The sequence below is a fragment of the Streptomyces sp. NPDC041135 genome (assembly GCF_055592085.1).
The window spans coordinates 194922-220686 of the sequence record NZ_JBVIYZ010000007.1 but is presented as its reverse complement, the minus strand read 5'-3'; the positions used below and the strand labels follow the sequence as shown (position 1 = coordinate 220686).

Here is a 25765-nt window from a genome sequence, read left to right as displayed (position 1 = left end):
GGCCGGCTCAGGACGCGACCAGTTCCGCCCACCGGGTGATCCCGTGGGCGTGCACCTGTATGCCGTGCTGGACGGCCAGCGCGTGCACGATGTCCTCGCCCCGGCCGTGCTCGTCCGGGTCGACGCCCGCGGGGCACTGCCCGGCCGGCCGTACGGGGCCGGCGTCCGTGACCTCGACGCGCAGGCTGTCGAGCCCCTCGCCCCGCACGCAGGACAGCCGCAGCTCCGCCGGGGGCAGGGCGTGCACGATCGCGTTCGTGACCAGCTCGGACACCACCAGCAAAGACTCCTCGACGACCTCCGGGCACACCTGCCAGCCGGCCAGCACCGCGCACACCCGCCGGCGTACGGCCGAGACGGCCTGGGGGACGGGCGGGATCGGACAGACGTGCTCGGACGTCTCCGGAAGCAGTGTGGTGAGCTGTACCGCCATGTTCACTCCTCCGGTGAGCGCTGTGGGCCGCTGGTCGGGCACGGCGGGGAACCGGGCCTGGATAGACGCTAAGGAGTCCGCTCAAATCGGTCAATGAACGCAGGTCGGCATTACCGAACGGCAGCACGGCGGCGGCTGCGGAGACGTCCCCCGCCCCGTACGGCGGACGGCCGACGCCGGTAATACGCTCGAGACATGACCGGCCCAGTCCAGTCGATCGAACGGGCGGCAGCGATTCTGCGTCTGCTGGCCGGCGGACCCCGTCGGCTGGGGCTCGGCGAAGTGGCGGCCTCGCTCGGGCTGGCCAAGGGCACCGCCCACGGCATCCTGCGCACACTCCAGCACGTGGACTTCGTGGAACAGGACGCGGCTACCGGGAAGTACCAGCTCGGCGCCGCGCTGCTGCACCTGGGCACCAGCTACCTAGACGTCAACGAGCTGCGGTCGCGGTCCATCAACTGGGCCGACGCCCTGGCGGCGCGCAGCGGGGAGGCGGTCCGGCTGGGCACCCCGCTGGAAGGCCGGGTCCTCATCGTCCACCATGTCTTCCGGCCCGACGACACGCTCCAGACCCTCGACGTGGGCGCGCTGCTCCCGTTGCACGCCTCCTCGCTCGGCAAGATCCTGCTCGCCTACGGGGCCGCGTCCGTGGAGGAGGCACTCGGGTCGGGTCCGGAGACCTACACCCGGCACACGCTCACCGCCCCGGAGCAGCTCACCCGGGCCCTGACCGAGGTCCGGGACCTCGGCTGGGCCGCCGAGATCCAGGAGATGAGCATGGGCGAGGCCGGTGTCGCGGCACCGATCCGGGGCCACGGCGGGCTGGTCGTGGGCGCCATCGGACTGTCCGGGCCCGTCGAGCGGATCTGTGACAACAGGTGCCGCCCCCGGACCGACCTCGTGACCCTGCTCCGTGAGGCCGCGCGCGCCGTCTCCAGGGACCTGGGCGCCGCCCGCTGGTGAATCCCCACCGCCCCCTCGACACGTCGGAAGGCAGATCCCGTCATGGTTGAGCGGTACGTGATGTCGATCGACCAGGGCACCAACTCCACCCGGTGCATCCTTTTCGACCACCAGGGGCGGCTCGTGTCGGTGGCCCAGCGGGAGCACCAGCAGCACTTCCCGAAGCCGGGCTGGGTCGAGCACGACGCCGCGGAGATCTGGCGCAACCTCCAGCGGGTGGTGCCCGACGCGCTGTCCTCCGCCGGTGCCGACGTCACGGACATCGTCGCCGTCGGGATCGCCAACCAGCGCGAGACGACGGTGCTGTGGGACCGGCGGACCGGCGCCCCCGTCGGCCGGTCCCTCGTCTGGCAGGACACCCGCACCGCATCCCTCGTCGAGGACCTCGGAAAGGACCCCGGGGACGCCTTCTTCCTCGAACGCTGCGGCCTGCCGCCCTCGACCTACTTCTCGGCGCTGCGCATCCGCTGGCTCTTCGACCACGTCAAGGGGCTGGAGCAGCGGGCCAGGGACGGCGAGGTGCTGTTCGGCACGATGGAGAGCTGGCTGGTCTGGAACCTCACCGGCGGCGCCGACGGCGGCCTGCACATCACCGACGCCACCAACGCCAGCCGCACCATGCTGATGAACATCCGCACGCTCGCCTGGGACGAGGAGCTGCTGGCCTGCTTCGGTGTGCCCCGCCCGATGCTGCCCGCGATCAGACCCTCCGCCGGCTGTTACGGCACCGCCCGCGCACTGCTGCCGGGCGTCCGCATCACCGCCGCCCTCGGCGACCAGCAGGCGGCCCTCTTCGGCCAGACCTGCTTCTCCCCGGGCGAGGCGAAGTGCACCTACGGCACGGGCAGCTTCCTGCTGCTCAACACCGGTACCGACGTGGTGCGCTCCCGGCACGGGCTCCTGACCACCGTCGCCTACCAGATCGGCGACCAGCGCCCCGTCTACGCGCTCGAGGGCTCGATGGCCGTCACCGGCTCCCTCGTCCAGTGGTTCCGGGACCGCCTGGGACTGATCAGCAGCGCGCCGGAGATCGAGACACTCGCCCGGACGGTCGAGGACAACGGCGGCTGCTACATCGTCCCCGCCTTCTCCGGCCTCTTCGCGCCCCGCTGGCGCAGCGACGCGCGCGGGGTGATCGTCGGCCTCACCTCGTACATCACCAAGGGCCACCTGGCCCGGGCCGTGCTGGAGGCGACCGGCTGGCAGACCCGGGAGGTCGTGGACGCCATGAACGCCGACTACCCGGTCCCCCTGAAGGAGCTGAAGGTGGACGGCGGCATGACGTCCGACAACCTGCTGATGCAGTTCGTCGCGGACGTGCTCGACGTGCCCGTCGTACGGCCCATGGTCGCCGAGACGGTCTCCCTCGGCGCCGCGTACGCCGCCGGGCTCGCGGCGGGCTACTGGCCGGACCTGGAGGTGCTGCGCCGCAACTGGCACCGGGCCGCGCAGTGGCTGCCTGACATGGACCCCGGCCGGCGCGAGGCGGAGTACGAGGACTGGCAGCGGGCCGTGGAACGTTCCCTGGGCTGGGCCGGGCGCCGCCCCGCCTGACCGGTCCCGCGTTTCCCGGGCCGGCCCGTGTGTCACGTGGCCGGGCGGGCGTGGGGAGGGGCGGCGGGGACGCCGAGGGCGAGCAGGGCCGTGTCGTCGTCCAGACCGTCGCCGAAGCTCTCCAGCAGCGCGGTCAGGGAGGAGATCACCTCGTGCGGGCGGGCCGGTGCCCGGTCGGCCGCGAAGGTGAGCAGGGCGTCCTCGCCGAAGAGGGTGGTGCGGGTGTGTCCGGTACGGGCCTCGGTGAGACCGTCGGTGTACAGCAGCAGGGTGTCGCCGGGAGCCAGGGTGGTCTCCGTGGCGGCGAACGGGGCGTCGGGCAGGATGCCGACCAGCATGCCGCCCGGGGTGGGCAGGTAGTCGGTGTGCCCGTCGGCCCGCAGGACGAGGGCCGGCGGATGGCCGCCGGAGGCGAGCCGGACCACCGCGGACCCGTCGTCCCCGCCGGGTTCCACGATGCCGAACAGGCAGGTGCAGTAGCGCGGGTCGCCGCCGGCCGTGTACCGCTCCTGCAGGGCGGCGTTCAGCGTGGTCAGCGCGGTCACCGGGTCCGGGTCGTGGTGGCCGGCGGCGCGCAGGGTGTAGCGGGTGAGGGAGGTGACGGCCGCCGCCTGCGGCCCCTTGCCGGAGACGTCACCGAGGAAGAACGCCCAGCGCCTGCCGTCGACGGGGAACAGGTCGTAGAAGTCGCCGCCGAGCCGGTCGGGACCGGCCGGGCGGTAGTGGAAGGCCGTCTCCATGCCCGGGACGGCGGGCAGCGAGGTCGGCACCAGGGAGTCCTGGAGGACGGCCAGGGCCTCGGTCATCCGCGCCCGGTCGGCGTCGGCCTGCCCGCGTGCCTCCTCCGCCTCGGCGCGCGCCCGTTCGGCCTCGGCCCGGGCCTGTTCGGCCTCGGCCCGGGCCCGCTCCGCTTCCGCGCGCGCCCGCTCCGCCTCGGTGCTGGCCTTCTCCGCTTCCGCGCGCGCCCGGTCCGCCTCGGCGTGCGCCTGCTCGGCGTCCTGGCGGCGGCGCAGCAGCTCCTCCTCGTAGGTACGCCGGTCGGCGGCGTCGAAGACGGTCGTGCGGATCAGCAGCGGCTCGCCGTCGCTGCCGTGCTTGACCACGGAGGACACCAGCACGGGCAGCCGGCCGCCGTCCCGCGTCTTCAGCTCCAGGGCGATGCCGCGCAGCTCGCCCTGCATGCGCAGCAGCGGGGCGAAGTGCGTCTCGTGGTAGAGCCTGCCGCCCACGGTCAGCAGATCGGCGAACCGCATCTTGCCCACCACGGCGTCCCGGGGGAGGCCGAGCCAGTCCAGCAGGGTGGCGTTGATCTTGGCGATGGTGCCGTCCATCAGCGTGGAGAGGTAACCGCAGGGCGCCGCCTCGTACAGCTCTATGGCGCTGTCCTCCAGCAGGGCGGTGAACGCCGCCTCCCCGCCGGGCTCGTCGCCGCCGCCGGCCGGGTCGGGTTCGCCGCCCGTACGGCACATCACTGATGGTCCGCCAGGAAGTCGAGGACGGCCTGCGCGGTGGCCTCCGGGGCGCTGAGCTGGGGGCAGTGGCCGGTGGCGGGCAGGGTGACCAGGCGGGAGGCGGGGATCGCGGCGTGCACGTAGGCGCCGACCTCTCTGGGTGCGATGGCGTCCTGGGCGCACTCGAGCACCAGGGTCGGCACGCGCACGCCCGCCAGGTCGCCGCGGCTGTCGGTCAGGAACGTGGTGCGGGCGAAGACCCGGGCGATGTCGGGGTCGGTGGCGCAGAAGCTGTTGGTCAGCTCCTGGCCCAGCTCCGGGCGGTCGGGGTTGCCCATGATCACCGGGGCCATCGCCGAGGACCAGCCCAGGTAGTTCGACTCCAGGGACGCCAGCAGCTCGTCGATGTCCTCCGCGCTGAACCCGCCGCGGTAGCCGTCACCGTCGATGTAGCAGGGCGAGGGCGCCACCATCACCAGCGCCCCGATCCGCTCCGGCACCGCCCGCGCCGCCAGCACCCCCACCATGGCACTGACCGAGTGCCCCACGAACACCGCGCGCTCCAGTTTCAGCGCCTCGCAGACCTCGACCACGTCCCGGGCGTACCCCTCCAGGGAGGAGTACCGCTCCTCGTTCCACGACGCCAGGTCCGAGCCGCCGGAGCCGACGTAGTCGAACAGCACCACCCGGTAGCGCTCGGCCAGCGCCGGCACGATCAGCCGCCACATGTTCTGGTCACAGCCGAACCCATGCGCAAGCACCACCACCGGGCGGCCCTCGGGACCGACGACCGTCACGTTGTTCCTGCGCTGGATGTCCATGCCAGCCATCCTCGCACCTGTCCGCAGGGCCCCGCGAAGTCAACCTGATTCCCCCACCCGGGGCGACAGAAGCTGCCGCAGGGTGACCGGCTCCGACCGTCCCCGTCCGGGTGCGGGCGGAAAACCGGACCCAGGGGCTGTCCGACAGGGCCGAGGGGTGGCTGTGCACGACGACGTACCAGCCTCCGGCGGCCGCGCCAACGCAGGCGAGGCCCCGGACGATCAGCTCAGTGGCGGGACGTTCCGGGGGTGCGCCGCACGCCGGCCGCGGCCAGCACGGCGCCGAGGACACCCAGCGCGCCGGCGACCAGCACGGCGGTGTGCACGCCGTTCATGAACGCCTGGTGGCTCCCCTGGGCGACCGCGGCCCGCAGCTGGGCCGGCATGGTGCCGGAGACGGGGGCGACGCCCATCGCCACGGCGTCCTTCGCCTCGCCCAGGCCCGCCGCGGCGCGCACGGGCACACCGGCGGAGGTCAGCTCACCGGTCAGCGTGGAGCCGACCCGGCCGCTGATGAGGGAGACGAGCACGGACGTGCCCAGCGCGCCGCCGATCTGCAGCGCGGTCGCCTGCAGGCCACCCGCCACGCCGCCGTCGCTGACCGGCGCGTTGCCGACGATCGCGTCGGACGAGGACGACATCACCATGCCCACACCCAGGCCCAGCGCGATGAAGGGCGGCCACATCGTGGCGTAGGAGGAGTCGGCCGTCCAGCTCAGCATCACGAAGCAGGCGATCGCCTGGAGTGCCATGCCGAGCGGCATGGTGAACCGGGGGCCGAACCTGTCGGTGAGCGCCGCGCCCAGCGGGGAGGCGACGACCGAGGCCAGGCTGAGCGGCAGGGTGCGCACCCCGGCCTCGACGGGGCTGAACCCCCGTACGTTCTGGAGGTAGAGCATGACGAAGAAGATCACGCCGAGCAGGATGAAGAAGTTCAGCGCGGTGATGACCGTGCCGATGGTCAGCGCCGGGTTGCGGAACAGGCGCATGGGCAGCAACGGCGCCGCGACCCGGCTCTCGTACAGTCCGAAGACCAGCAGGACGACCACGCCGGCCGCCATGGAACCCAGGGTGCCGCCCGAGGTCCAGCCCCAGCTCTCGCCCTTGACGACACCGAACACGACGGCGAGCAGCCCCACGGCCAGCAGGAGCACGCCGGCGATGTCGAACCGGTCACCGGCGGCGGCGTCGCTCCTGCTCTGCGGAAGGACGACGGCGCTGAAGACGAGCGCGGCGATGCCGATGGGCGCGTTGACGTAGAAGACGGACTCCCAGTTCACGTGCTGCACGAGCAGGCCGCCGACGATGGGGCCGAGAGCGGTGGAGACCGAGGAGACCATGGCCCAGACGCCGACGGCCATGCCGAACTTCCTGGGCGGGAAGACCGCCCGCAGCATGCCGAGCGTGTTCGGCATCAGCAGCGCGCCGAAGAAGCCCTGCAGGGCGCGGAAGGCGATGACGCCCTCGATGGACCCGGCGAGGCCGATCGCGACGGAGGAGGCGGTGAACCCGGCGACGCCGGCCAGGTAGAAGGTACGGCGCCCGAACCGGTCACCCAGCTTGCCGCCGAGGATCAGCGCGGCGGCCAGGGCCAGCAGGTAGGAGTTGGTGACCCATTGCAGGTCCGCGGTGGACGCGTGGAGGTCCCGGCCGATCTCGGGGTTGGCGATCGAGACGACCGAGCCGTCGAGGCCGACCATGAAGAGGCCGAACGCCACGGCGACCAGGGTCAGCCACGGGTTGGCCCGCCGGCCTTGCGGGCGGTCGGCGGGCGGGGCCTGGGGGGACGGGGTGGAGGGATTCGTGGCCACGGAGGGCATGGCTGTGCTGTCCTTCGTCTGTCATGAGGAGGCGTGGGCGGGCGCGGCGGCCCGCTCCACGAGGGCACGGGGGTACGGTGACCGAGGACCGCGGACCGCGGACCGCGGACCGAGGGAGGTCTCGGCGCGGCAGTGCCGCGTACCCGGTCGCGCGGGGCCGGACCGCGCGGTCAGCGGGCGCGGAGGTGCAGCTGCTCGTTCAACGCGTGGAGCGCGCCCAGGGCGGAGCCGATGGCGCCCAGCTCACCTTCGGTCAGCGCCCCCAGGGCCCGTGTGACGTGCGCGCTCATCACTCGCGTGACCTCGGCCAGTTCCCGCCGGGCGGTCGCGGTGAGGTGCAGGTGTGCGACCCGCTTGTCGGCCGGGTCCTGGCGACGTTCCAGCAGTCCCTGCTCGGTCAGCTGGGTGACCAGGGCGCTGACGTTGTTCGGCTTCATCAGCAGCGCTTCGGCGGTCGCCCGCACGGTGACACCGTCGTGGGCCTCGACGTGCCGGAGCACGGCGATCTGCGCATCGGAGGGCTTGGGGCGCGCGTAGTCCAGGCCGACCTGCCGGTCGAGCGTCCGGGACAGCGCGGGCAGGCACGACACGAGGCCGGCGGCCACCCGGTCGAGGTCCTGGACGGACGCGCTGGACGGAGACATGTCTACGAGTATAGGTATGCCTTCATATCTACGTCAAAGTCCGCACTCCGGCGCCTCGGTGAAGAAGTCGGCCAGCGAGGAGGCGAGCGCCTCCGGCGCCTCTTCGGCCACGTGGTGCCCGGAGTCGATCCCGTGCCCGCGTACGTCCGCCGCCCACTCCCGCCAGACGGCGACCGGATCGCCGTACAGGTCCTCCAGGTCGTCCCGGAGCGACCAGAGGATCAGCGCGGGGCACCGGACACGCGCTCCGGCGGCGCGGTCCCGCTCCTCGTGGCGCCGGTCGACGGTGAGACCGGCCCGGTAGTCCTCCAGCATCGCCCGCACCACGTCGGGGTTCCTGGTGGCCTGGCGCCACTCGTCGTAGTTCTCCTGTCCCATGCTCAGCGGATCCCCGCGGTACCAGCTGTCCGGGTCGGCGCTGATGACCCGCTCGGGTGTCTCCGGCTGGGCGAAGAAGAACCAGTGCCACCACTGGGTGGCGAACTCGGGGGTGATGCGGGACAGGTGCTCCGTCAGCGGCAGGCAGTCGATCAGGGCCACCCGCGAGACGGCGTCCGGGTGGTCGAGGGCCAGGCGCAGCGCGACGCTGCCGCCGCGGTCGTGCCCGGCGAGCGCGAAGCGGGTGTGGCCGAGGGAGCGCAGCACCGCGACGACGTCGGCCGCGACGGCCCGCTTGGCGTACCCGGTGTGGTCGGCCGTGGGCGCCGGTCCCCGGGAGCGGCCGTAGCCGCGCAGGTCGGGGCAGACGACGGTGAAGCCGCGCGCGACCAGGAGCGGGGCCACCCGGTGCCAGGTCGCGGACGTCCTCGGATGACCGTGCAGCAGCACCACCGGCGGGCCGTCCCCGCCGTGGCGCACGAACACGGATGCCTCGTCGACCTCGACCTGTGTGGCCGTGAAGCCTTCGAACACGGCTCGCCCCTCCCGTCCGCGCCGGCACCTCTCACCCGTCGGTGCCGGCACCCGTCACCGTCCGTGCCGGCACGGCTCGTCCGACCGTGCCGACAGACCGACGCCTGCCCCTGACGGCCGTGGGCAACCCTCTGCCTCACGGCCGGGCCGGCGCGCCGAGGAACCCTTCGGTCACGCGGCGGACCGCGTCCACCGCGTCCACCGCGCCCGCCCGGCCCAGCCGCAGCGCGGTGTTGGCGGCGACGAGCACCGCGTCGATCTGGAAGGCCGCCAGGTCGGCGTCGAGGCCGGCGATCTCACCGGTAGCGGCGGCGTGCCGCAGCTCGGCGGCGAGGAGACCGCGCCAGTTCTCCTGGCACCGGAACAGGGCGTCGCGGACCGGCCCGGGGCGGCTGTCGAAGTCGGCCTGGTTCGCCGCCCAGAAGCAGCCGCCCGGGAAGAGGGGCTCGCGCGCGTAGTCGATCCACCGCTCGACGAGCGCCCGCAGCCGCGCCGCACCGCGCGGCGCGGTCCCGGCGGGCTCGATCACGGCCCCGGTGAAGGCGACCCGGGCGTGTTCGACGGCGGCGACCTGGAGGTTCTCCTTCGTCCTGAACAGGGTCTGCACCCCGCTCTTGCTCAGTCCGAGGTCCGTGGCCAGGCGGCCCAGGCTGAGCCCGCTCAGCCCTTCCAGCGAGGCCAGGTCGACGGCGTGAGCGAGGATCAGCCGCCGTGAGCGCGCCCCGCGCAACAGGCGCTGGTCCGTCGTGGCCGCCTCGGGGCCGCCGCCCGCGGGGAGGGTGGCGGGGACGCCGGTACCGGTCCGGGAGTGCTGCTCGAATCCGCTCATCACCCTGATCCTGCCATGACCTCTTGCCAAAGCATACGTCCGGTCGTACGTTTACTTTCCATGAACGCCGCACGGAGGTCCACATCAGCCCGCGACCGTGCCGGTGTCCCCGGGGCGGCGACCGGAGGTGACACGGTGAACAGCCGACGTATGGTCGAACTCGCGCAGGCGCTGGCCGCCGCCAAGGGCCGCCAGGACGTGCCCGCGGCCCTGGAACTGCTGCACCCCGACATGGTGCTGGAGGCTCCCGCGCTGGGCACGGCGGTGCGCGGCCGCGCCGCGAACGAGAAGGCGCTGCGCCGGTTCTTCGCCTCCTTCCCGGACTACGGCGTCACCCTCGAAGGCCACGCGGACGACGGGGAGAACCTCGTCTGCTGGGGCACCGCGCGCATGACGATGACGGGCGACCGGTTCGGGGTGACGCCCAACGGCAGGCGCGCCGAACTGCCGGTGTTCATCCGGTTCGCGTTCGCGGACGACCTCATCGCCGCGGAGCGGTTCTTCTTCGACCTGTCCGTGCTCTGCGCCCACTCGGGCGTCTCCACCGACGCCGTGCGACGCAGCATCTTCGCGGTCACCGATCCGTCCGGGCCACCGCCACTGTCACTGCCACTGCCACCGCCACCGCCTCGGACCGGTGCGGCGGCCGGCGGCCATGGCCGGGCCGACGGCGAGGGGTGGTGGCCGTGGCGGCGGACCCACGGGTGAAGGCGGTCGCCGGCATCAGGACCGAGCCGCTGTTCGACATCGTCGTCGACCTCGCCCCCCGGCTGGACATGGGGGACGGGCCGAGCGGCCGGCGCGTGCTGTTCGGCGCGGCCGGCGGCACCTTCGAGGGCCCACGGCTGCGCGGCACGGTCCTGGCGGGCGGCGGCGACTGGGCGCTGTTCCGCCCCGACGGCGTCATGCGGCTCGATGTCCGGCTGACCCTGCGCACGCACGACGACCACCTCGTGCACATGACCTACGACGGCCGCTGGGTCACGCCGCCCGGACTCGGCGCCGAGCTGGCCGATCCCGCCGTGCGGCACCACGTCGACCCGTCCCGCTACTACTTCCGCACGGCTCCGTTCTTCGAGACCGGCGCGCGCCCGTACACCTGGCTCAACGACATCGTGTGCGTGGGAACGGGCTACCTGGTCGACGGGGGGATCGCCTACGCGGTCTCCCGGGTCCTGTGAACGGCTCGCCGGTCCCGTGCCCAACTCCCCCTCGCGGAAGGGGTGGACGGAGCCCGTGGGCGCCTCGGCACCGGAAATCCGTTTCTCACGCGAGTACCGGCCTGATGGAATGATCTCCGCGTCCGGTCACTACGATCGGATCCGATGACAACCATTCGACCGGCCCACGGGAGAGTGCCGGTCGGGGTCGCCGATGCCAGGGTCCGCTCCCCGGGCTGCGGTGATCTTCCTACCAGGAGGACCCCCCGCATGTTCCGACGCATTGGGAACGCTGTCGTCCGACATCCTGTCTGGACGATCGTGGCATGGCTGATCGCGGCGGTGGCGATCGTCGCCACCGCACCGAGCCTGCCCTCGAACAGTGACGAGAGCAGTTTCCTGCCGAAGAGTTACCAGTCCATCAAGGCCGCGGAGGTGCAGCAGAAGGCGTTCCCCAGTGCCTTCACCCCGTCCGCCATCGCGCTCTACCAGCGCACCGACGGCGGCAAGTTGACCGCCGCCGACCAGAAGGACATCGCCCGGATCACCTCCGAGCTGGGCAAGAAGCACATCGACCAGGTGCAGAAGGTGGTCCCCGGGCAGCCGTCCAAGGACGGCAAGTACGCCCTGACCCTGGTCCAGATGGACAGCAAGAACGCCGGCCAGCCCAAACAGGCGGACGCGGCCAAGGTGGTGCGTGACGACGTCAAGGCGCTCGCCAAGGGCACCGACCTCGACGTCAAGCTCGGTGGTTCCGCCGCCCAGGCACTGGACCAGCAGGACTCCTCCAAGCGCGGCCAGGCGCTGATCGGCATCGGCACCTTCGTGATCATCCTGGTGACGCTGCTGATCATCTTCCGGGCGCCGATCCTGGCGTTCCTGCCGCTGATCCTGATCGGCCTGGTGTCGGCCATCGCCAACGGCCTCATCGCGTACGCCACCAAGCTGTTCGACCTCCAGGCCAACAGCTCCATCTCGTCGATCCTGATCGTCGTGCTCTTCGGTGTGGGAACGGACTACTTCCTGTTCCTGATGTTCCGCTACCGAGAACGCCTGCGCCTGGGCGACGAACCCAAGGAGGCCATGATCAACGCGGTCGGCCGGGTCGGCGAAGCCATCGCCTCGGCCGCCGGAGCGGTCATCATCGCCTTCCTCGCGCTGGTGCTGTCCACGCTGGGCTTCCTCAAGCAGATGGGCCCGGCGCTCGCCATCGCGGTGGCCGTCACCCTGGTCGCGGGTCTGACCCTGATTCCCGCGGTGGTCTCGCTCATCGGACCGAAGGTCTTCTGGCCCTCCAAGTCCTGGCAGAGCGAGCCGGAGAACGCCCGCTTCGCCGCCTTCGGCCGCGGCGTGCAGCGCCGCCCCGCGCGCACCGCCGCGGTGTCCGGCCTGATCCTGGTCGCGCTGTCGATCGGCGTGTTCGGCTACCACGCCACCTTCGACCTGGCGTCGGGCTCGATGCCGAAGACGAAGGAGTCGATGGTCGTCCAGGACCAGATGCAGAAGGCGTACTCGGCGGGCGCCGCGGCACCCACCGACGTCTACCTCTCCGCGACCGACGGCAAGCCGCTCGACACCTCCGCCTTCGACGCGTACGCCCGCAAGCTCGGGGCCGTGGACGGAGTCGCCGGCGCCCGCATGACCCAGGTGAACAAGGACGGCACCACCGCCGACTTCACCGTCACCCTCAAGTACGAGGCCTCCACGGACAAGGCGATCGAGACCGTGGGCCGGGTCCGCGACGTCGCCCACGACTCCGCGCCCGACGGCACCGAGGCCCTCGTCGGCGGCATGTCGTCGATCTACAAGGACATCAACGCCGCGGTCAACCACGACTACCGCACGGTCTTCCCCGTCGCGGCCGTGCTGATCATGCTCATCCTGGGGCTGCTGCTGCGCAGTGTGGTCGCTCCGCTGTACCTGATGGCCTCGGTGGGCCTCGGGTTCGGCGCCACGCTCGGGGCGACCGTCTGGATCTTCCAGGAGGGACAGGGCCACTCGGGCCTGATGTTCATGCTCCCGGTGATCATGTACCTGTTCGTGGTCGCCATCGGCACCGACTACAACATCCTCATGATCGCCCGGCTCCGTGAGGAGGCCCGCGAGGGCCGCGATCCGCGCGAGGCGGCGGGCATGGCCCTGCGACACGCCGGGCCGACCGTGGCCGCGGCGGGCTTCATCCTGGCCGCCACCTTCGCCACGATGATGCTCGCTGGCAACGCGCTGCTCACGGAGATGGGATTCGCCGTCTCCTTCGGCATCGCGGTCGCCGCCTTCGTGATGGCGATGTTCTTCACCCCCAGCCTCACCGCGCTGATCGGCCACGCCGCGTGGTGGCCGGGCCACGGAGACCGTGCGGCCACACCGGCGGCCGGCACCGCCGGAACGTCCACCGCCTCCGCGCCGGCCGCTTCCGGGGAAGCCGAGGACACGGTCGCACCCGATTCACTGGGCCGCCGCAACTAGGGCGAAAGGGAGCGACAAGCAGCGACAAGGCGGGTCTGCCGGGCCGTACGGTCCGGCGGGCCCGCCTTTCCGTGTGCCCGGAGGCAGAGCAGCCCTCCGCGCTGGCCTGCGCCTTAAGTCAAGTCAAAAGAAAAGGCTGCGCAACTCCTTGACCGATGCATGACCGCCGGGCATGGTGCGGGAGAGCGCTCTCCCGTCGCGCTCCCGACTCCTCCCCCCAAGGAGACCCCTCGTGTCCGCAGCCGGTACGTCCGTGGCGACGATGCCACCGGGCAGCAGCCCGTCCATCTCCGAGGGCCCCGACGGCCCCGACCGGTCACCTCCGGCTGAGCCGGCCACGCTGCCCACCGGCCCGCGGCCGACGGGCTTCCGCCCCTGATCCACCCGAGATCAACCCCGCGGGTCCGCGCCCTCCCCGGCGGACCCGGCACCCACACTCCCCTCCGGGCCGGAGACGCCCGCCCCGCACCCCCGGCCCGGAGGGGCACCACCGCTCACCTCCCGCGTACATGGACGGCCCCCTCCACCGGAGCGCGGCCGACGCAACCCGCCACCGTCGCCGAACGGGGGCGAAGGGCCCGGGCCACCGCGCGCCCCTCCGCCAGCACACCTCCCCCCGGCGATACGACCCGTCAGGAGCACCCGTGCCCAGACCGACGTCCACGACCCCGTGTCCGGCGAGGTCCACGACCGCGCCACGCCCGAGCCGCGCCGCGATCCCCCTCCTCGCGCTCGGTGCCCTCCTCGCCTCGACGATCACCTTCACGCTCGCCCCGAGCGCGCACGCGGCCGACGCCCTGCTCTCCCAGGGCAAGACCGCCACCGCCTCCTCGTCGGAGGGCGCCGGCTACTCCGCGGCCGCCGCCGTGGACGGGGACCTGACCGGCACCCGGTGGGCCAGCCAGTGGAGCGACCAGCAGTGGCTTCAGGTCGACCTGGGCCGGCAGTCGGACCTCAGCCGGGTCGTGCTCACCTGGGAGTCCGCCTACGGCAAGAGCTACGAGATCCAGGCGTCCGACAACGGCACCGACTGGCGCACCCTGAAGTCCGTCACCGGCGGCGACGGCGGCACCGACGACCTGGCCGTGTCCGGCGGCGGCCGCTACGTCCGCATGCAGGGCCTGGCCCGCTCCAGCGGCTACGGCTACTCCCTGTGGGAGTTCCAGGTGTACGGCTCCACCGGCGACACCACCACCCCGCCCCCCTCCTCCGGCGCCGTCAAGGTCGAGGGCAGCCAGGGCAACTGGCGGCTCACGGCGGGCGGGCAGCCGTACACCGTGAAGGGAGTGACCTGGGGGCCGGCGATCTCGGACGCGCCCAAGTACCTGCCGGACGTGAAGGCCATGGGCGCCAACACGATCCGCACCTGGGGCACCGACGGCGGCACCAAGCCGCTCCTGGACGCCGCGGCCGCCAACGGGATCCGCGTGGTGAACGGCTTCTGGCTCCAGCCGGGCGGCGGACCGGGCGCCGGCGGGTGCGTCAACTACGTCACCGACACCACGTACAAGAACAACTCCCTGACGGAGTTCGCCAAATGGGTGGAGGCCTACAAGAGCCACCCCGCGACGCTGATGTGGAACGTCGGCAACGAATCCGTCCTCGGCCTGCAGAACTGCTACAGCGGCACCGAGCTGGAGGCGCAGCGCAACGCCTACACGAGCTTCGTCAACGACGTCGCCAAGAAGATCCACAGCATCGACCCGGACCACCCGGTGACCTCCACCGACGCCTGGACCGGCGCCTGGCCGTACTACAAGCGCAACGCGCCCGACCTCGACCTGTACTCGATGAACAGCTACAGCAACGTGTGCAAGGTCCGCCAGGACTGGATCGACGGTGGTTACACCAAGCCGTACCTCATCACCGAGACCGGTCCGGCGGGGGAGTGGGAGGTGCCCGACGACGTCAACGGCATCCCCGACGAACCGACCGACGTGCAGAAGGCGGACGGGTACACCAAGGCCTGGAACTGCGTCACCGGCCACCAGGGCGTCGCCCTCGGCGCCACCCTCTTCCACTACGGCACCGAGCACGACTTCGGCGGCATCTGGTTCAACCTCGTGCCCGACGGGCTGAAGAGACTGTCGTACTACGCCGTCAAGAAGGCCTACACCGGCTCGTCCGGCACCAACACACCCCCGGTCATCAGCAACATGACCGTCAGCCCCGCCTCCTCCGCCCCGGCCGGCGGCGAGTTCAGCGTGCACGCCGACGTCCGCGACCCCGAGGGCGACGCGATCACCTACAAGGTCTTCCTCAGCGGCAACTACGCGAGCGGTGACAAGAGCCTCGTCCCGGCGCAGTGGCGCTCCACCGGCAACGGCACCTTCGCCGTCACGGCGCCTCAGAAGCTCGGTGTGTGGAAGGTGTACATCCAGGCCGAGGACGGCCACGGCAACGCCGGCATCGAGACGAAGTCCGTCAAGGTCGTCGCCCCGCCGGTGAGCGGCACGAACCTCGCCCTGAACCGGCCCGCGACCGCCTCGTCCTCCCAGCAGTCCTACGGCGACTGCCCCTGCACCCCGGCCCTGGCCGTCGACGGCCGCGCGGACACCCGCTGGGCCAGCGACTGGAGCGACCCGCAGTGGATCCAGGTCGACCTGGGCGCGTCGAAGACGCTGCGCAAGCTCCAGCTCGTCTGGGACCCGGCCTACGCCAAGGCCTACCAGGTCCAGGTGTCCGACGACGCGAGCACCTGGCGGTCGGTGTACTCCACCACCGCCGGCGACGGTGACGTCGACACCCTCGACGTCTCGGCCACCGCCCGCTACGTGCGCCTTCAGCTGACGGCGCGCGGCACCGGCTGGGGCTACTCGCTGCACGAGATCGGCATCTACAGCTGACGGCTGTCCGGCCGGCGGTGGCGCGGCCCGCACCACGCCCCGCCACCGCCGCACCGGTCGCACCAGCCGCGTGCCGCCCTCCCGCGCGCGCGGTCCCTCTTCCCACCCCACGGGCAGGAGATCCCATGAGATCGAGTCCGAAACGACTCCCCGCACTCCTCCTCGGCACCGCGCTGCTGGCCGGCGTCCTCGGTGTCGGCACCATCGCCTCCGCCGGCACCGACACCGGCCGGGGCGCTGCCGCCACGGCGTCCGTCGCCCACGCCGGGCACCTGATGGCGGTGTCCACCCAGGCGTCCGGCGACGACCCGGACGGCGACGGCTACATCCCGGCCGTCCCGCAGGTCACCGGCGTCACACCGTCCACGGCCACCCCGCCCTCGCGCTACTTCCACGAGTTCCAGGCCAACTGCTCGGTCACGCACACCGCTGCGGACGACCCGATCGTCTACCCGGGCCAGCCCGGCAAGTCCCACGACCACACCTTCATGGGCAACACCTCGACGAACGCGGGCAGCACCACGGCCTCCCTGTACGGCGGCGGCACCACCTGCAAGGCGCCCGCCGACGCCTCGGGCTACTGGATGCCCTCGCTGTACAAGGGCGACCAGAAGATCCTGCCCGTCGGTCCCCAGACGATCTACTACAAGGCCGGCGTCACCGACTACACCAGCGTGCGGCCCTTCCCCAAGGGCCTGCGGTTCGTCGTGGGCAACCCGATGCAGAGCGCCGACGAGTTCCGCCACCACCGCGGCTTCGTCGAGGGCTGGGAGTGCGGTGACAGCTACTTCAACACCGACTTCCCCGCCAGTTGCCCCAACCGGGCCGACGTACAGCTCAACATCCGCTTCCAGGCCCCGAGTTGCTGGGACGGCAAGTACCTGGACACGCCGGACCACAAGAGCCACATGGCCTACCCGGTCGTCAAGCCCGGCACCAACGACAACATGTGTCCCGCCGACCACCCGGTGGCGCTGCCGATGATCGAGTTCAAGATGGCGTTCCCGGTCAACGGCGACATGTCCCAGGTGCGCCTGGCCAGCGGCCGCGGCTACTCCTTCCACTACGACTTCTTCAACGCGTGGGAGGAGCGCACGCTCAAGGCCATGGTCGACCACTGCATCGTGGGCGGCCTCCAGTGCGACGCCCGCGGGTACGACCAGACGCACCCGGAGGCGGGCGCGGCCCTGAACACGGACTACCGGCTGCCGTAACCTCCGCTCCGGTCCACCGCGCTCCACCGAGCAAGGCCCGGTCGTCCCGGTCGGCACAGGGGGCGGCCGGGCCGTCCGGCATCGCGGGGGGAGTGCGGTGGGGCGGCTATGCCGATTCCCGTACGACGAGTTCCGGCTCGAAGACGACCGACGCCGGCTCGGTGCGCCGTCCCCGGACGTGCTCGTCCAGCAGCCGGGCCATCTCCGCGGCCATCAGCTCGACCGGCTGGCGGACGGTGGTGAGCCGGGGGCGGCAGGACAGGGCGACGCCTGAGTCGTCGAAGCCGATCACCGCGACGTCCTCGGGCACCCGCAGTCCCCGCTCCAGCAGCACCTGGCAGGCGCCCTGGGCCATGAGGTCGTTGGCGGCGAACACGCCGTCCACGTCCGGGTGTTCGCCGAGCAGCCGGGTCATGGCGGCGATGCCGCTGTCGAGGGTGAAGCCGCCCTCGGCGACCGGCACGCTCGCATGGCCGTCGCGGGCCAGGGTGTCGCGGAAACCGGCGAGCCGCTGCCGGCTCGCGGCCACGGCGAGCGGGCCGGTCACGGTGGCCGGCCGGCGGCAGCCCCGCGCCAGCAGGTGCCGCGCCGCGAGCCGGCCGCCGTTCCAGTGGTCCAGATCCACGTGGCTCAGCGGGACCGGGTGCCCAGGACGGGCGAACAGGACGGTCGGCAGCCCGGCCCCGGCCAGTAGGGCGGGCAGCGCGTCGTCGGGGTGCGTGGAGACCACCAGCGCGCCGTCGGCGCGGCCCTGGCGCAGATAGGTGAGCACCTCCTGCCGGTCCTCGGCCGACTCCGCGAACATCAGCACCGGATGCATGGAGCGCGGCCGCAGGAACCCGACGACGCCGCTGACCACGCGCCCGAAGAAAGGGTCCGACAACACCCCGGCGGCGAAGTCGGTCGCGCTCCCGCCCGGTCCGCCGCCCGATCCGGAGACGACCAGCGCGACGGTCTCGGTGCGCCGGGTCACCAGGGACCGGGCGGCCCGGTTGGGCGCGTAGCCGGTCTGCTCGATGGCCCGGTGGACCACTTCCTGGATCGCGGGATCCACGTTGCGCACGCCGTTCACCACCCGGGAGACGGTCGCCCGGGACACCCCCGCCTCCCGGGCGACATCCTCCAGGGTCGGCCCCCGTCTGTTCATGCCCGCACCCTAACCGCCTGCCGCTGATGAGGCATAGAGCGCTCTCCCGGCCCCGTCCGTGCCGACGGCGCCCCCGCACGGCCGACGCCCCGGATCGTCATTCGTGGGGGGTACGGACGCATGGTCGGCCGCAGCGGTGGCAAGCGGGAAGTGATCGAAGCACACCCGGGAGCCCGGCGGTCGTCCCGCCCGGTGTCCCGCCGCACGCAGGAGGAGAACGAAGATGTCTCAGGTCGAGGAATCCGTAGAGGTCGACGTCCCCGTCCGCACGGCCTACAACCAGTGGACCCAGTTCGAGTCCTTCCCCGAGTTCATGGACGGTGTCGAGCGCATCGAGCAGCGCACCGACACCCTCACCCACTGGGTGACGAAGATCGGCGGTGTCGCGCGCGAGTTCGACGCGGAGGTCACGGAACAGATCCCCGACGAGCGGGTCGCCTGGACCACCGTGAACGGCGAGGCCAAGCAGGCCGGTGTGGTCACCTTCCACCGCCTGGACGAGGCCCGCACCAAGGTGATGCTCCAGCTGGACTACGACCCCGAAGGCCTGGCGGAGACCGTCGGCGACAAGCTGGGTTTCGTGAAGCGGCAGGTCACCGGCGACCTGAAGCGGTTCAAGGAGTTCATCGAGACCCGCGGCGGCATGGAGACCGGCGCCTGGCGCGGCGAGGTCTGAGCCGGTCCGGTGACACGGAGGCGTCGCCTCCCGGCCCGGGCGACCCGGTCGTGCCACAGTGGCGGCGTTAACTCCAAGCGCTCCCATCGGAGTGGCTGTGCGAGGCCCCCGGCGCGGTAGCCGCATACCGCGCCGGGGGCCTTCGCATGCGCGGCACAGCGGACTCCCGCCGGTCCGCCGGGTGCGACCGATCGGCGTGCGTTCATGCCGTTTCAGCCGCCCAGAAGGTGATACTCAGCCCTTGTCCCCTTACTCACGGACTTCGGGAGGACTCATGGCAACCGGTGAAACCGGATTCAGCGACGTGGTGTTCGACCTCATCTCGGTGCAGTACCACTCCCTGAAGGCCGGACACGACTACGGCCAGTACGTGCGTGACGCGGAGAACGCGAACAAGAAGGAGATCGCCGAGTTCTTCCGGACGGTCATGGAGCAGGACTCGGAGCGCGCGGCCCGCTGTCACCAGTTCCTGGCCGAGCTGTCCGGCACGGAAGAAGCCGGCCCGGCCGCGAGCTGAGGCGGGCACGGCAGAGCGGCGGTACTGGAAAGCTGCCTCGGCCGGGTCACCGGGTGCTGTCGCCCCGGTGACCCGGCCGTCGCTCAGTGAGGCCGAGCGGTCAGCCGCGGCCCGGCGGGAAAGAGGACGACGACGACATGCCGCGCCGTCCCTTCGACGCCTCCGCCGCCCGTGCGGCCGCTGCGGCGGCCAGGGCCAGCAGGAAGGCCACCGCTCCGGTGATGATGTTGTTCACGACGGTCCTCGTGGTGCTGACGTCACCGGCGACGACCCAGGGCGCGAAGATCGCCCACACGCCGAGGGCGCACGCCGCCCAGGCCATGCTGTGGGTCCGCTCGTAGGCGCGGCCGAATCCACCGCTCATGAGCAGCGCGTAGGCGATGCCGGTGACCAGGTTGGTGACGGCCAGGGTCGACAGGCCGTTGAACCCGACGATCCAGGGCGACGCCGCGAGGTACAGACCGGTGAGCAGGGCCAGCGTCTCGATGGCCTGGCCCTTGGGGGTGCTCGTCGCGCGCTCGGCCATCTCGTGGCGGAGGCGCATGTCGACGATGTCCGGATGCGTCTCCATCGATGGCTGGGGAGAAGTGGTCATGGGGCTCACCTTCATGGAGTGTGCTGGGCAACTCGTTGTGCCGGTGGCCGGCCGTCTCGGTGCCTGCCGGTCGCCGCACCACGAGTCCCCCCAGGAAGCGAGTCATCACCCGAAAAGTCCGTTTCATCCGGACTGTGCCGGGGGACGCCGTCACCAGCAGCGGAGCGACGATCCAGAAGGGGCGTGACGCGCAGCGAAGAGCCACCACTCGGTGGGGCTGTCGGGCATGGGGCGAGCCGGAGCCATGGTCACCGTGTGCGCGAGGGCCCCGGGGAGCAGACGGCTCCGTGTCCGGGGAGCTGCCGGGCCCAACCGCGCTCCGTCGCGGCCCAGTTCACCGGCCGGCGCTCCGTCCTGCCCGGCCGTCGCGAGTGACCGCGGCCACTACGGTGTTGCGATGGACTACTGGAACCACAACGTGCACTATCACCCGCTGGTCCTGCGAGCCGTGCCGGAGGCATGCGGTGCGGCCCTGGACATCGGGTGCGGTGAGGGGCTGCTGGTACGCGAACTGGTGCGGCGCGCTCGTGTGGTGATCGGCGTGGACACCTCCGGCGAGATGATCCGCCGGGCCCGCCGGCAGGGCGCGCCGACGGGTCAACCGGTCTTCGTGGAGGCGGACTTCCTGGGCGACCCGCACGGCGGCGACTCGCACGAGTTGCTCGCGCCCGGTGCCTTCGACTTCGTCAGTGCCGTTGCCGTGGTCCATCACGTCGACTTCTCGGCGGCGGTCACGGCGATGGTCCGCCTGCTCGCCCCGGGCGGACGCCTGGTGATCGTCGACCTCGCCCGTGAGCGGACGCCGCTGGACTGGATCGCCGGCGCCGCCGGTGTCCCGGCGGCCGCGCTGCACGCCCTGCGCCACGGCGGCAAGACCGACCCGGAGGGCATGCCCCTGCGGCCGCCCACCATGAGCTGGGGCGAGGTGCGCCGGGAGACGGGCCGCCTGCTGCCCGGGCGCCCCTACCGCCGGCATCTGCTGTGGCGCTACTCGGTGGTCTGGGACAAGCCCGCCGGGTGAACGGCCCGCCGCGCACCCGGGTCAGGTGGCGATGGTGGCCAGTCCGGCGATGCCCACGAGGTAGACGACGATGGCGGTGACGCTGTCGATGCCCATACGGGCGTACTGGCGCCGGGGCCGGAAGACGAGTCCGGCCATGTAGACGACGGTGAGGATGATGCCCAGCGCGGTGAGGTAGACGTCGGTGGCGTGGGCGGCCGGCAGGACCGGCTTGCCGGAGACGAGGGTGGCCGGCAGGAACAGCACGGGCAGGAAGGCGTTGCCGCCGAAGATGTCGCTGACGGCGAGCTGGTAGTCACCGAGCCCGGTGGAGGTCAGACCGGTGCTGACCTCGGGCAGGGAGGTGGCCGCCGCCAGGACCGTGGCACCGAACAGGACACCGCTGAGTCCCTGCCGGGCGAAGAACTCCTCGCCGCTGCGCTCGATGAACACACCCGCCACCAGCGTGGCCACGGCCGCCGCGCCGAAGACGAGGGCGGCGCGCCGGGTGCTGACGCCCTGGTCGGTGGCTGCCTTCTCCTTCTTCCCGCGCGAGTGGCCGCGGGGCTCGGGCTGGCCTTCCGGGGCGTCCCCGCCCTCCCGCCAGGGCAGCCCCCGGCCGGCCCGGTTCAGCAGCACCAGCCCGACCACCCACAGCACCGCGATCACCACGGACGCCGGGGCCAGCCGGCCGGCGTGCAGGCCGGCCGGGAGCTGGGTGCCCATGACGACCACGGCGAGGATCGCCACGACCAGCGCGCCCTCCAGCACCAGCTGGAGGCTCGCGGCCAGCCGGGTCAGCGGAGCGCGGGGGCGGACCCCGGCCGCGTCGAGGACGGCCAGCACGACCGTCTGGATGGCGATGCCGCCGAGGATGTTGCCGACCGCGACGTCCAGCTGACCGGCCAGGGCGGCCGAGACGGTGATCGCGATCTCCGGCAGGTTGGTCGCGATCGCGAGGAGCACGAGGCCGCCGAGGGCGCTGCCGAGACCCAGGCGTTCGGCGAGCACGTCGGTGGTGTCGGACAGCTTGACGCCCGCGTACCAGATCACGGCCGCACTGGCCGCGAACGACAACAGCAGTAGTGGAGAACTCCAAGATCCCATACGTCGCGGCTACCCCGTTCCGGCGCCGCTGTTGCCGCCGGTCGCGGTGCCGGACGCCACGGGCCCGGCCTGACCCGAACGAAAGGCCCTAGGCGGGGCGGTGGTGTTCGGGGCTCGGGCCGGCGGGGGCGTCCAGGCGCGAGATACGGGCGGTGACGCGCTTGCCGACCGGCTCCTGCCGGACCTCGAAGCCCTGGACCACCGCCATCACGATCTCGAGACCGTGCTGCCCGACCCGTCCCGCGTCCGTCGCCCGGGCCACCGGCAGCGCGGGGGCGGTGTCCCGGACCATGACCTCGATCACGTCGTCGGCGATCCGCAGCTCCATGAGCAGCGGGCCGGGAGCGTACTTGCAGGCGTTGGTGACCAGTTCGCTGACCACCAGCTGGGTCAGGTCCATGGCGCGCTGCGAGACGTGCAGTCCGTGGTCGGTCCGCACCCCGGCCAGGAAGTCCGCGGCCAGATGGCGGGCCCGGGCGATGCACGCCCCGTCCCCGTCCAGCGCTACCGCGGTCCGCGGGAGCGGCGCGGCGGCCGACCGGGTCCGCTCGCCGGTGTGCACGGGCGGTTCGGCGGCCTGTACGGCGGGCTGTGCGGCGCGTATGCCGGGCTCGGTGGGGCGGGTGCCGGGCCCGGCGGTGCGCAGCTCGGCGGCGGGCCGCGGGCCGGGCTCGCCGGGCTGCGGGGTCTGTTCGTCCGGCGCGGTGCTGTCCTCACCAACCGGGACTGATTCCACGCCTACCGCCTTCGCTCACCCGTCCGTACCCCGCGCGTGCCTGCGCCTACGCGGTGCACGCTTCACGCCCTTCTGTCGGCCACCCCGCACAAGGGCATCACCGTACCGTGCTGGGCGGCACCCCGGGCGAGGGTCTTGATGTGCAAGTATCACCGACATGGCAGAGGAACGAACGGCGGATACCGAACCGGACGAGCGGGGCCACCGGCCCGGCGGGCTGTCCATCGTGTCCCACGCCGCCGACGGCGTCCGCGTGCTGACCCCGGCCGGGGAGATCGACCACCACACCGGCGACCGGCTCCGGCAGGCCCTGGACGTCTACGGCAGCGCCCGCCCCCGCCTGGTGGTGGACCTGAGCCAGGTCACCTTCATGGACTCCAGCGGTATCAACATCCTGATCGCCGCGCACCGTGCCGTGACGGAGGCGGGTGGCTGGCTGCGGCTGGCGGCGCCCACCGACACGGTGCTGCGCACCCTGCAGATCGTCGGCATCGACGCCGTGATCGACTGCTGTCCCACCGTCGAGCAGGCCCTCACGGGGCAGGACGGCCCGGCCGGCGAGGCCTGAGCGCGGGCCGGACAGCGAGCGGCGGCCCCCTCACGCGGGAGTCGCCGCCGCTCGCCGCGCCGGATCGGCGTCAGCCGTGGTACGTGATGTAGCCGTTGCCGTCGGGGTCGTCGTGGCCGGCGGTGTAGGCGTGGGTGTCCGCGTGGGCGCCGGACGGCTTGTACAGGTAGATGGTGTCCTTGTCGTTGTTCCAGATGAAGTTGCAGTTCTGGCGGTACACGACGTTGTGGGTGTCGGAGTCGGTGCCGTGGCCGCCGCGCAGCTTCACGTAGTCACCGGGCTGCAGGTAGTGGTTGGCCGGGAAGGTGAAGCGGTTGCCCACCGCGTCCTTCACGACGTAGCCCTTGAGGTTGACGGTGCTGCTGCGCGAGTAGTTCTTGATCGTCAGGTACTCGCTCCTGGTGTTGCCGCCCGAGCAGCGGTTGGAGTCGGGGCCGGGTGCGTCGTACTGCACGCCCTTGATCTTCAGGGCGGAGCTGTACTCGGCGGCCTGCGCCGGTGCGGCGGTGAGCACGGCGGTGGCGGCGGCGGTGGCGGCGAGCGCCAAGGTGTAGCGGGTACGCATGAGGTCCCCCCTCGATGATGCGGATGGAGCGGGTGGAGCTTACACAGATCGCGTACGCCGCGTGACGACTTCGTGAAGAAGGAGTGAAGGGGGTGTTGCGTCGTACGGCTCGCTCCCCGGGCCCGACCGCCGCCACGCCTGATCACGCGACCGCCCGATCTCCTCACCCCGGTCGGCGCCGGATGAGAGAGTGGCGGCATGTGCGGCCGTTACGCAGCCACCCGCAGCCCCCAGGATCTGGTGCAGCTCTTCGGGGTCACCGACTGGCATCCCGAGGAGGCGCTCGCCCCGAGCTGGAACGTGGCCCCGACCGACGAGGTGTGGGCCGTCCTGGAACGCACCGCCCGGGAGGAGCCCGAGACCGCGCCCGTCGCGCGGCAGCTGCGCCCGCTGCGCTGGGGGCTGGTGCCGTCGTGGGCCAAGGACGTGAGGATCGGCGCGCGGATGATCAACGCCCGCGTGGAGACCGTGCACGAGAAGCCCGCCTTCCGCGGCGCCCTCGTCAAGCGCCGCTGCCTCCTGCCGGCCGACGGCTTCTACGAGTGGCAGCAGGCCCAGGACCCCGCCACGGGCAAGGCCCGCAAGCAGCCGTACTTCATCCGGCCCGAGGACGGTACGGTCATGGCGCTCGCCGGGCTGTACGAGTACTGGCGCGACCCGCAGGTCGAGGACGGCGACCCGGCCGCCTGGCTGACGACCTGCACCATCATCACCACCGAGGCCACCGACGCCGCCGGCCGCGTCCACCCCCGCATGCCGCTGGCGCTCACCCCGGACCACTACGACGCCTGGCTCGACCCCCGCCACCAGGACCCGGCGGAACTGCGCGCCCTGCTGACCCGCCCCGCCGACGGTCACCTGGACGTCCGCCCGGTCTCCCCCGCGGTCAACAACGTCCGCAACAACGGCCCCGAACTCCTGGACGGGTTCACCCCGTAGCCGCCGTCCGGAAGGTCACTCCAGGGCACTCCACGCCGGGCGGCACCGTGCCTGGTACGGCGCTCGCCGAGCAGCTCGTCGGCTCACGCGCCCGGTGGGTCGGAGGTGGAGGTGCGGGCCGTGATGGTCATGACGGTGTCGAGGCCGAGTCGCTGGAGCAGGCAGTAGAGGTGGACGTCCACTCCCTCCACCCGGAGCGTGCCGTCCAGTCCGTCCAGGCGCCGGTACCAGGTGATGAGGGCCGTGATGCCGGTGGAGTCCAGGTGCAGGGTCCGGGAGGCGTCCAGGGTGAAGTGGCGGCAGCCCTCGTCGATGATGCGGTCGGCCAGGGCCCGCAGGCCCGGTGTGGTGAAGAGGTCCACGTCCACGGGGAGCCGGGCGGTCACGTGGTCGCCCGTGCGCGCCGTGACGTGCAGCACAGTCGTACCTCCGCATCCGCGGTGAGAGCCTGCCCGGGAACAACCCGCCGGCGCTCGGAGCCGGGGGACCGGATGACCAGATTACTCGGGTCGGCACCGGTCCAGGACCGCATGCCCCCTCGTGCGTTTTATCACCTGATCCGAGCGGTGAATGTGCGGTTTGAGTGTGGCTTTCCGGGGCGGGTTGCATCGACGGAGTGGGTGCGCGATGGTTGCCGAAGGACAATTGTCTGACTCAGTCGGAAGGTGGTGGGGTGCGCACGATGCGTGCCTTCATTTGTGTGTGCTACTCGCAGTCCCTCAGCCAGTCCGCACGACGCTGACGTCACGGTCGGTGCCACCTGGGGTGACGCCCCTTGTCCCGTGCTGGTCGTCGACCGGTG

Annotated in this window: 26 protein-coding genes; 13 read left to right on the top strand and 13 right to left on the bottom strand. The window is 72.0% G+C overall.

The genetic code is table 11. From position 1 onward, the window contains the following. Positions 1-7: 7 nt before the first annotated feature. Positions 8-433, bottom strand: a complete 426-nt coding sequence (locus ACZ6CZ_RS18920) for an ATP-binding protein (protein WP_469022126.1) — start codon at positions 431-433, stop codon at positions 8-10. Positions 434-628: 195 nt separating this feature from the next. Here ACZ6CZ_RS18920 and ACZ6CZ_RS18915 point away from each other — a divergent pair, with 195 nt between their 5' ends. Together ACZ6CZ_RS18915 and glpK are read left to right on the top strand one after the other, a co-directional pair. After that, positions 629-1396 carry an IclR family transcriptional regulator gene (locus ACZ6CZ_RS18915; protein ID WP_469022124.1) on the top strand — a complete coding sequence of 256 codons (768 nt, stop codon included), beginning with the start codon at positions 629-631 and terminating at the stop codon, positions 1394-1396. A 42-nt stretch (positions 1397-1438) separates the two neighbouring features. Further along, a complete protein-coding gene (gene glpK, locus ACZ6CZ_RS18910; protein WP_469022121.1) occupies positions 1439-2950 on the top strand; it encodes a glycerol kinase GlpK in 1512 nt (503 codons plus the stop codon). A gap of 32 nt (positions 2951-2982) precedes the next feature. Here the strand turns inward: glpK and ACZ6CZ_RS18905 are convergent, their stop codons facing one another. The 6 genes from ACZ6CZ_RS18905 to ACZ6CZ_RS18880 all read right to left on the bottom strand — a co-directional run bounded on the left by ACZ6CZ_RS18905 (position 2983) and on the right by ACZ6CZ_RS18880 (position 9427). After that, complete coding sequence (locus tag ACZ6CZ_RS18905; protein ID WP_469022118.1) at positions 2983-4419, bottom strand: PP2C family protein-serine/threonine phosphatase; 1437 nt, start codon at positions 4417-4419, stop codon at positions 2983-2985. After that, the gene (locus ACZ6CZ_RS18900) at positions 4419-5222 is read right to left on the bottom strand and encodes an alpha/beta fold hydrolase (RefSeq protein ID WP_469022618.1); all 804 of its coding nucleotides are present in this window, start codon (positions 5220-5222) and stop codon (positions 4419-4421) included. The genes ACZ6CZ_RS18905 and ACZ6CZ_RS18900 overlap by 1 nt, the downstream gene beginning before the upstream one ends. A gap of 227 nt (positions 5223-5449) precedes the next feature. After that, positions 5450-7042, bottom strand: a complete 1593-nt coding sequence (locus ACZ6CZ_RS18895) for an MFS transporter (protein ID WP_469022116.1) — start codon at positions 7040-7042, stop codon at positions 5450-5452. 170 nt (positions 7043-7212) lie between these two features. Continuing rightward, a complete protein-coding gene (locus ACZ6CZ_RS18890; RefSeq protein WP_469022114.1) occupies positions 7213-7686 on the bottom strand; it encodes a MarR family winged helix-turn-helix transcriptional regulator in 474 nt (157 codons plus the stop codon). A 33-nt stretch (positions 7687-7719) separates the two neighbouring features. Next, positions 7720-8598 (bottom strand): alpha/beta fold hydrolase, encoded by an 879-nt coding sequence (locus ACZ6CZ_RS18885; protein WP_469022111.1) that lies wholly within the window; start codon positions 8596-8598, stop codon positions 7720-7722. 136 nt (positions 8599-8734) lie between these two features. Further along, positions 8735-9427: a TetR/AcrR family transcriptional regulator gene (locus tag ACZ6CZ_RS18880; RefSeq protein ID WP_469022109.1), complete on the bottom strand. Its 693-nt coding sequence runs from the start codon at positions 9425-9427 to the stop codon at positions 8735-8737. A 135-nt stretch (positions 9428-9562) separates the two neighbouring features. Here ACZ6CZ_RS18880 and ACZ6CZ_RS18875 point away from each other — a divergent pair, with 135 nt between their 5' ends. The 6 genes from ACZ6CZ_RS18875 to ACZ6CZ_RS18850 all read left to right on the top strand — a co-directional run bounded on the left by ACZ6CZ_RS18875 (position 9563) and on the right by ACZ6CZ_RS18850 (position 17113). Further along, the gene (locus tag ACZ6CZ_RS18875; RefSeq protein WP_469022107.1) at positions 9563-10135 is read left to right on the top strand and encodes a nuclear transport factor 2 family protein; all 573 of its coding nucleotides are present in this window, start codon (positions 9563-9565) and stop codon (positions 10133-10135) included. Next, positions 10114-10608 (top strand): DUF3237 domain-containing protein, encoded by a 495-nt coding sequence (locus ACZ6CZ_RS18870; RefSeq protein WP_469022104.1) that lies wholly within the window; start codon positions 10114-10116, stop codon positions 10606-10608. The genes ACZ6CZ_RS18875 and ACZ6CZ_RS18870 overlap by 22 nt, the downstream gene beginning before the upstream one ends. 249 nt (positions 10609-10857) lie before the next feature. Next, complete coding sequence (locus ACZ6CZ_RS18865) at positions 10858-13053, top strand: MMPL family transporter (protein WP_469022101.1); 2196 nt, start codon at positions 10858-10860, stop codon at positions 13051-13053. Between the two features lie 232 nt (positions 13054-13285). After that, on the top strand, positions 13286-13432 hold the full coding sequence (locus ACZ6CZ_RS18860) for a hypothetical protein (protein ID WP_469022098.1): 147 nt from the start codon (positions 13286-13288) through the stop codon (positions 13430-13432). Between the two features lie 337 nt (positions 13433-13769). Then, on the top strand, positions 13770-15899 hold the full coding sequence (locus tag ACZ6CZ_RS18855) for a discoidin domain-containing protein (protein WP_469022616.1): 2130 nt from the start codon (positions 13770-13772) through the stop codon (positions 15897-15899). A 125-nt stretch (positions 15900-16024) separates the two neighbouring features. Further along, entirely contained in the window at positions 16025-17113 is a 1089-nt protein-coding gene (locus ACZ6CZ_RS18850) for a DUF1996 domain-containing protein (RefSeq protein ID WP_469022096.1), read from the top strand. A 106-nt stretch (positions 17114-17219) separates the two neighbouring features. Here the strand turns inward: ACZ6CZ_RS18850 and ACZ6CZ_RS18845 are convergent, their stop codons facing one another. Further along, positions 17220-18260, bottom strand: a complete 1041-nt coding sequence (locus ACZ6CZ_RS18845) for a LacI family DNA-binding transcriptional regulator (RefSeq protein WP_469022093.1) — start codon at positions 18258-18260, stop codon at positions 17220-17222. Between the two features lie 223 nt (positions 18261-18483). On the opposite strand from ACZ6CZ_RS18845, the gene ACZ6CZ_RS18840 reads away from it, so the two are divergent. Next, positions 18484-18936 carry an SRPBCC family protein gene (locus tag ACZ6CZ_RS18840; RefSeq protein WP_469022090.1) on the top strand — a complete coding sequence of 151 codons (453 nt, stop codon included), beginning with the start codon at positions 18484-18486 and terminating at the stop codon, positions 18934-18936. Positions 18937-19210: 274 nt separating this feature from the next. Then, positions 19211-19453 (top strand): acyl carrier protein, encoded by a 243-nt coding sequence (locus tag ACZ6CZ_RS18835; RefSeq protein WP_469022087.1) that lies wholly within the window; start codon positions 19211-19213, stop codon positions 19451-19453. A 100-nt stretch (positions 19454-19553) separates the two neighbouring features. On the opposite strand, the gene ACZ6CZ_RS18830 is transcribed toward ACZ6CZ_RS18835, so the two are convergent. Continuing rightward, on the bottom strand, positions 19554-20048 hold the full coding sequence (locus ACZ6CZ_RS18830; protein ID WP_469022084.1) for an SPW repeat protein: 495 nt from the start codon (positions 20046-20048) through the stop codon (positions 19554-19556). 397 nt (positions 20049-20445) lie between these two features. On the opposite strand from ACZ6CZ_RS18830, the gene ACZ6CZ_RS18825 reads away from it, so the two are divergent. Further along, the gene (locus ACZ6CZ_RS18825) at positions 20446-21069 is read left to right on the top strand and encodes a class I SAM-dependent methyltransferase (protein WP_469022082.1); all 624 of its coding nucleotides are present in this window, start codon (positions 20446-20448) and stop codon (positions 21067-21069) included. A 21-nt stretch (positions 21070-21090) separates the two neighbouring features. Here ACZ6CZ_RS18825 and ACZ6CZ_RS18820 read toward each other — a convergent pair whose 3' ends face one another. Then, positions 21091-22125 carry a sodium:calcium antiporter gene (locus ACZ6CZ_RS18820; protein ID WP_469022080.1) on the bottom strand — a complete coding sequence of 345 codons (1035 nt, stop codon included), beginning with the start codon at positions 22123-22125 and terminating at the stop codon, positions 21091-21093. A 118-nt stretch (positions 22126-22243) separates the two neighbouring features. Continuing rightward, positions 22244-22717, bottom strand: a complete 474-nt coding sequence (locus ACZ6CZ_RS18815; RefSeq protein ID WP_469022613.1) for an ATP-binding protein — start codon at positions 22715-22717, stop codon at positions 22244-22246. A gap of 331 nt (positions 22718-23048) precedes the next feature. Here ACZ6CZ_RS18815 and ACZ6CZ_RS18810 point away from each other — a divergent pair, with 331 nt between their 5' ends. Then, positions 23049-23459, top strand: coding sequence for an STAS domain-containing protein (locus tag ACZ6CZ_RS18810; RefSeq protein WP_469022077.1), 411 nt, complete (start codon positions 23049-23051; stop codon positions 23457-23459). A gap of 70 nt (positions 23460-23529) precedes the next feature. On the opposite strand, the gene ACZ6CZ_RS18805 is transcribed toward ACZ6CZ_RS18810, so the two are convergent. Then, complete coding sequence (locus ACZ6CZ_RS18805; protein WP_469022074.1) at positions 23530-24024, bottom strand: lamin tail domain-containing protein; 495 nt, start codon at positions 24022-24024, stop codon at positions 23530-23532. A 198-nt stretch (positions 24025-24222) separates the two neighbouring features. On the opposite strand from ACZ6CZ_RS18805, the gene ACZ6CZ_RS18800 reads away from it, so the two are divergent. Next, positions 24223-24963 (top strand): SOS response-associated peptidase, encoded by a 741-nt coding sequence (locus tag ACZ6CZ_RS18800; RefSeq protein ID WP_469022071.1) that lies wholly within the window; start codon positions 24223-24225, stop codon positions 24961-24963. A gap of 83 nt (positions 24964-25046) precedes the next feature. On the opposite strand, the gene ACZ6CZ_RS18795 is transcribed toward ACZ6CZ_RS18800, so the two are convergent. Then, positions 25047-25382: an STAS domain-containing protein gene (locus ACZ6CZ_RS18795; RefSeq protein ID WP_469022068.1), complete on the bottom strand. Its 336-nt coding sequence runs from the start codon at positions 25380-25382 to the stop codon at positions 25047-25049. Positions 25383-25765: the final 383 nt, after the last annotated feature.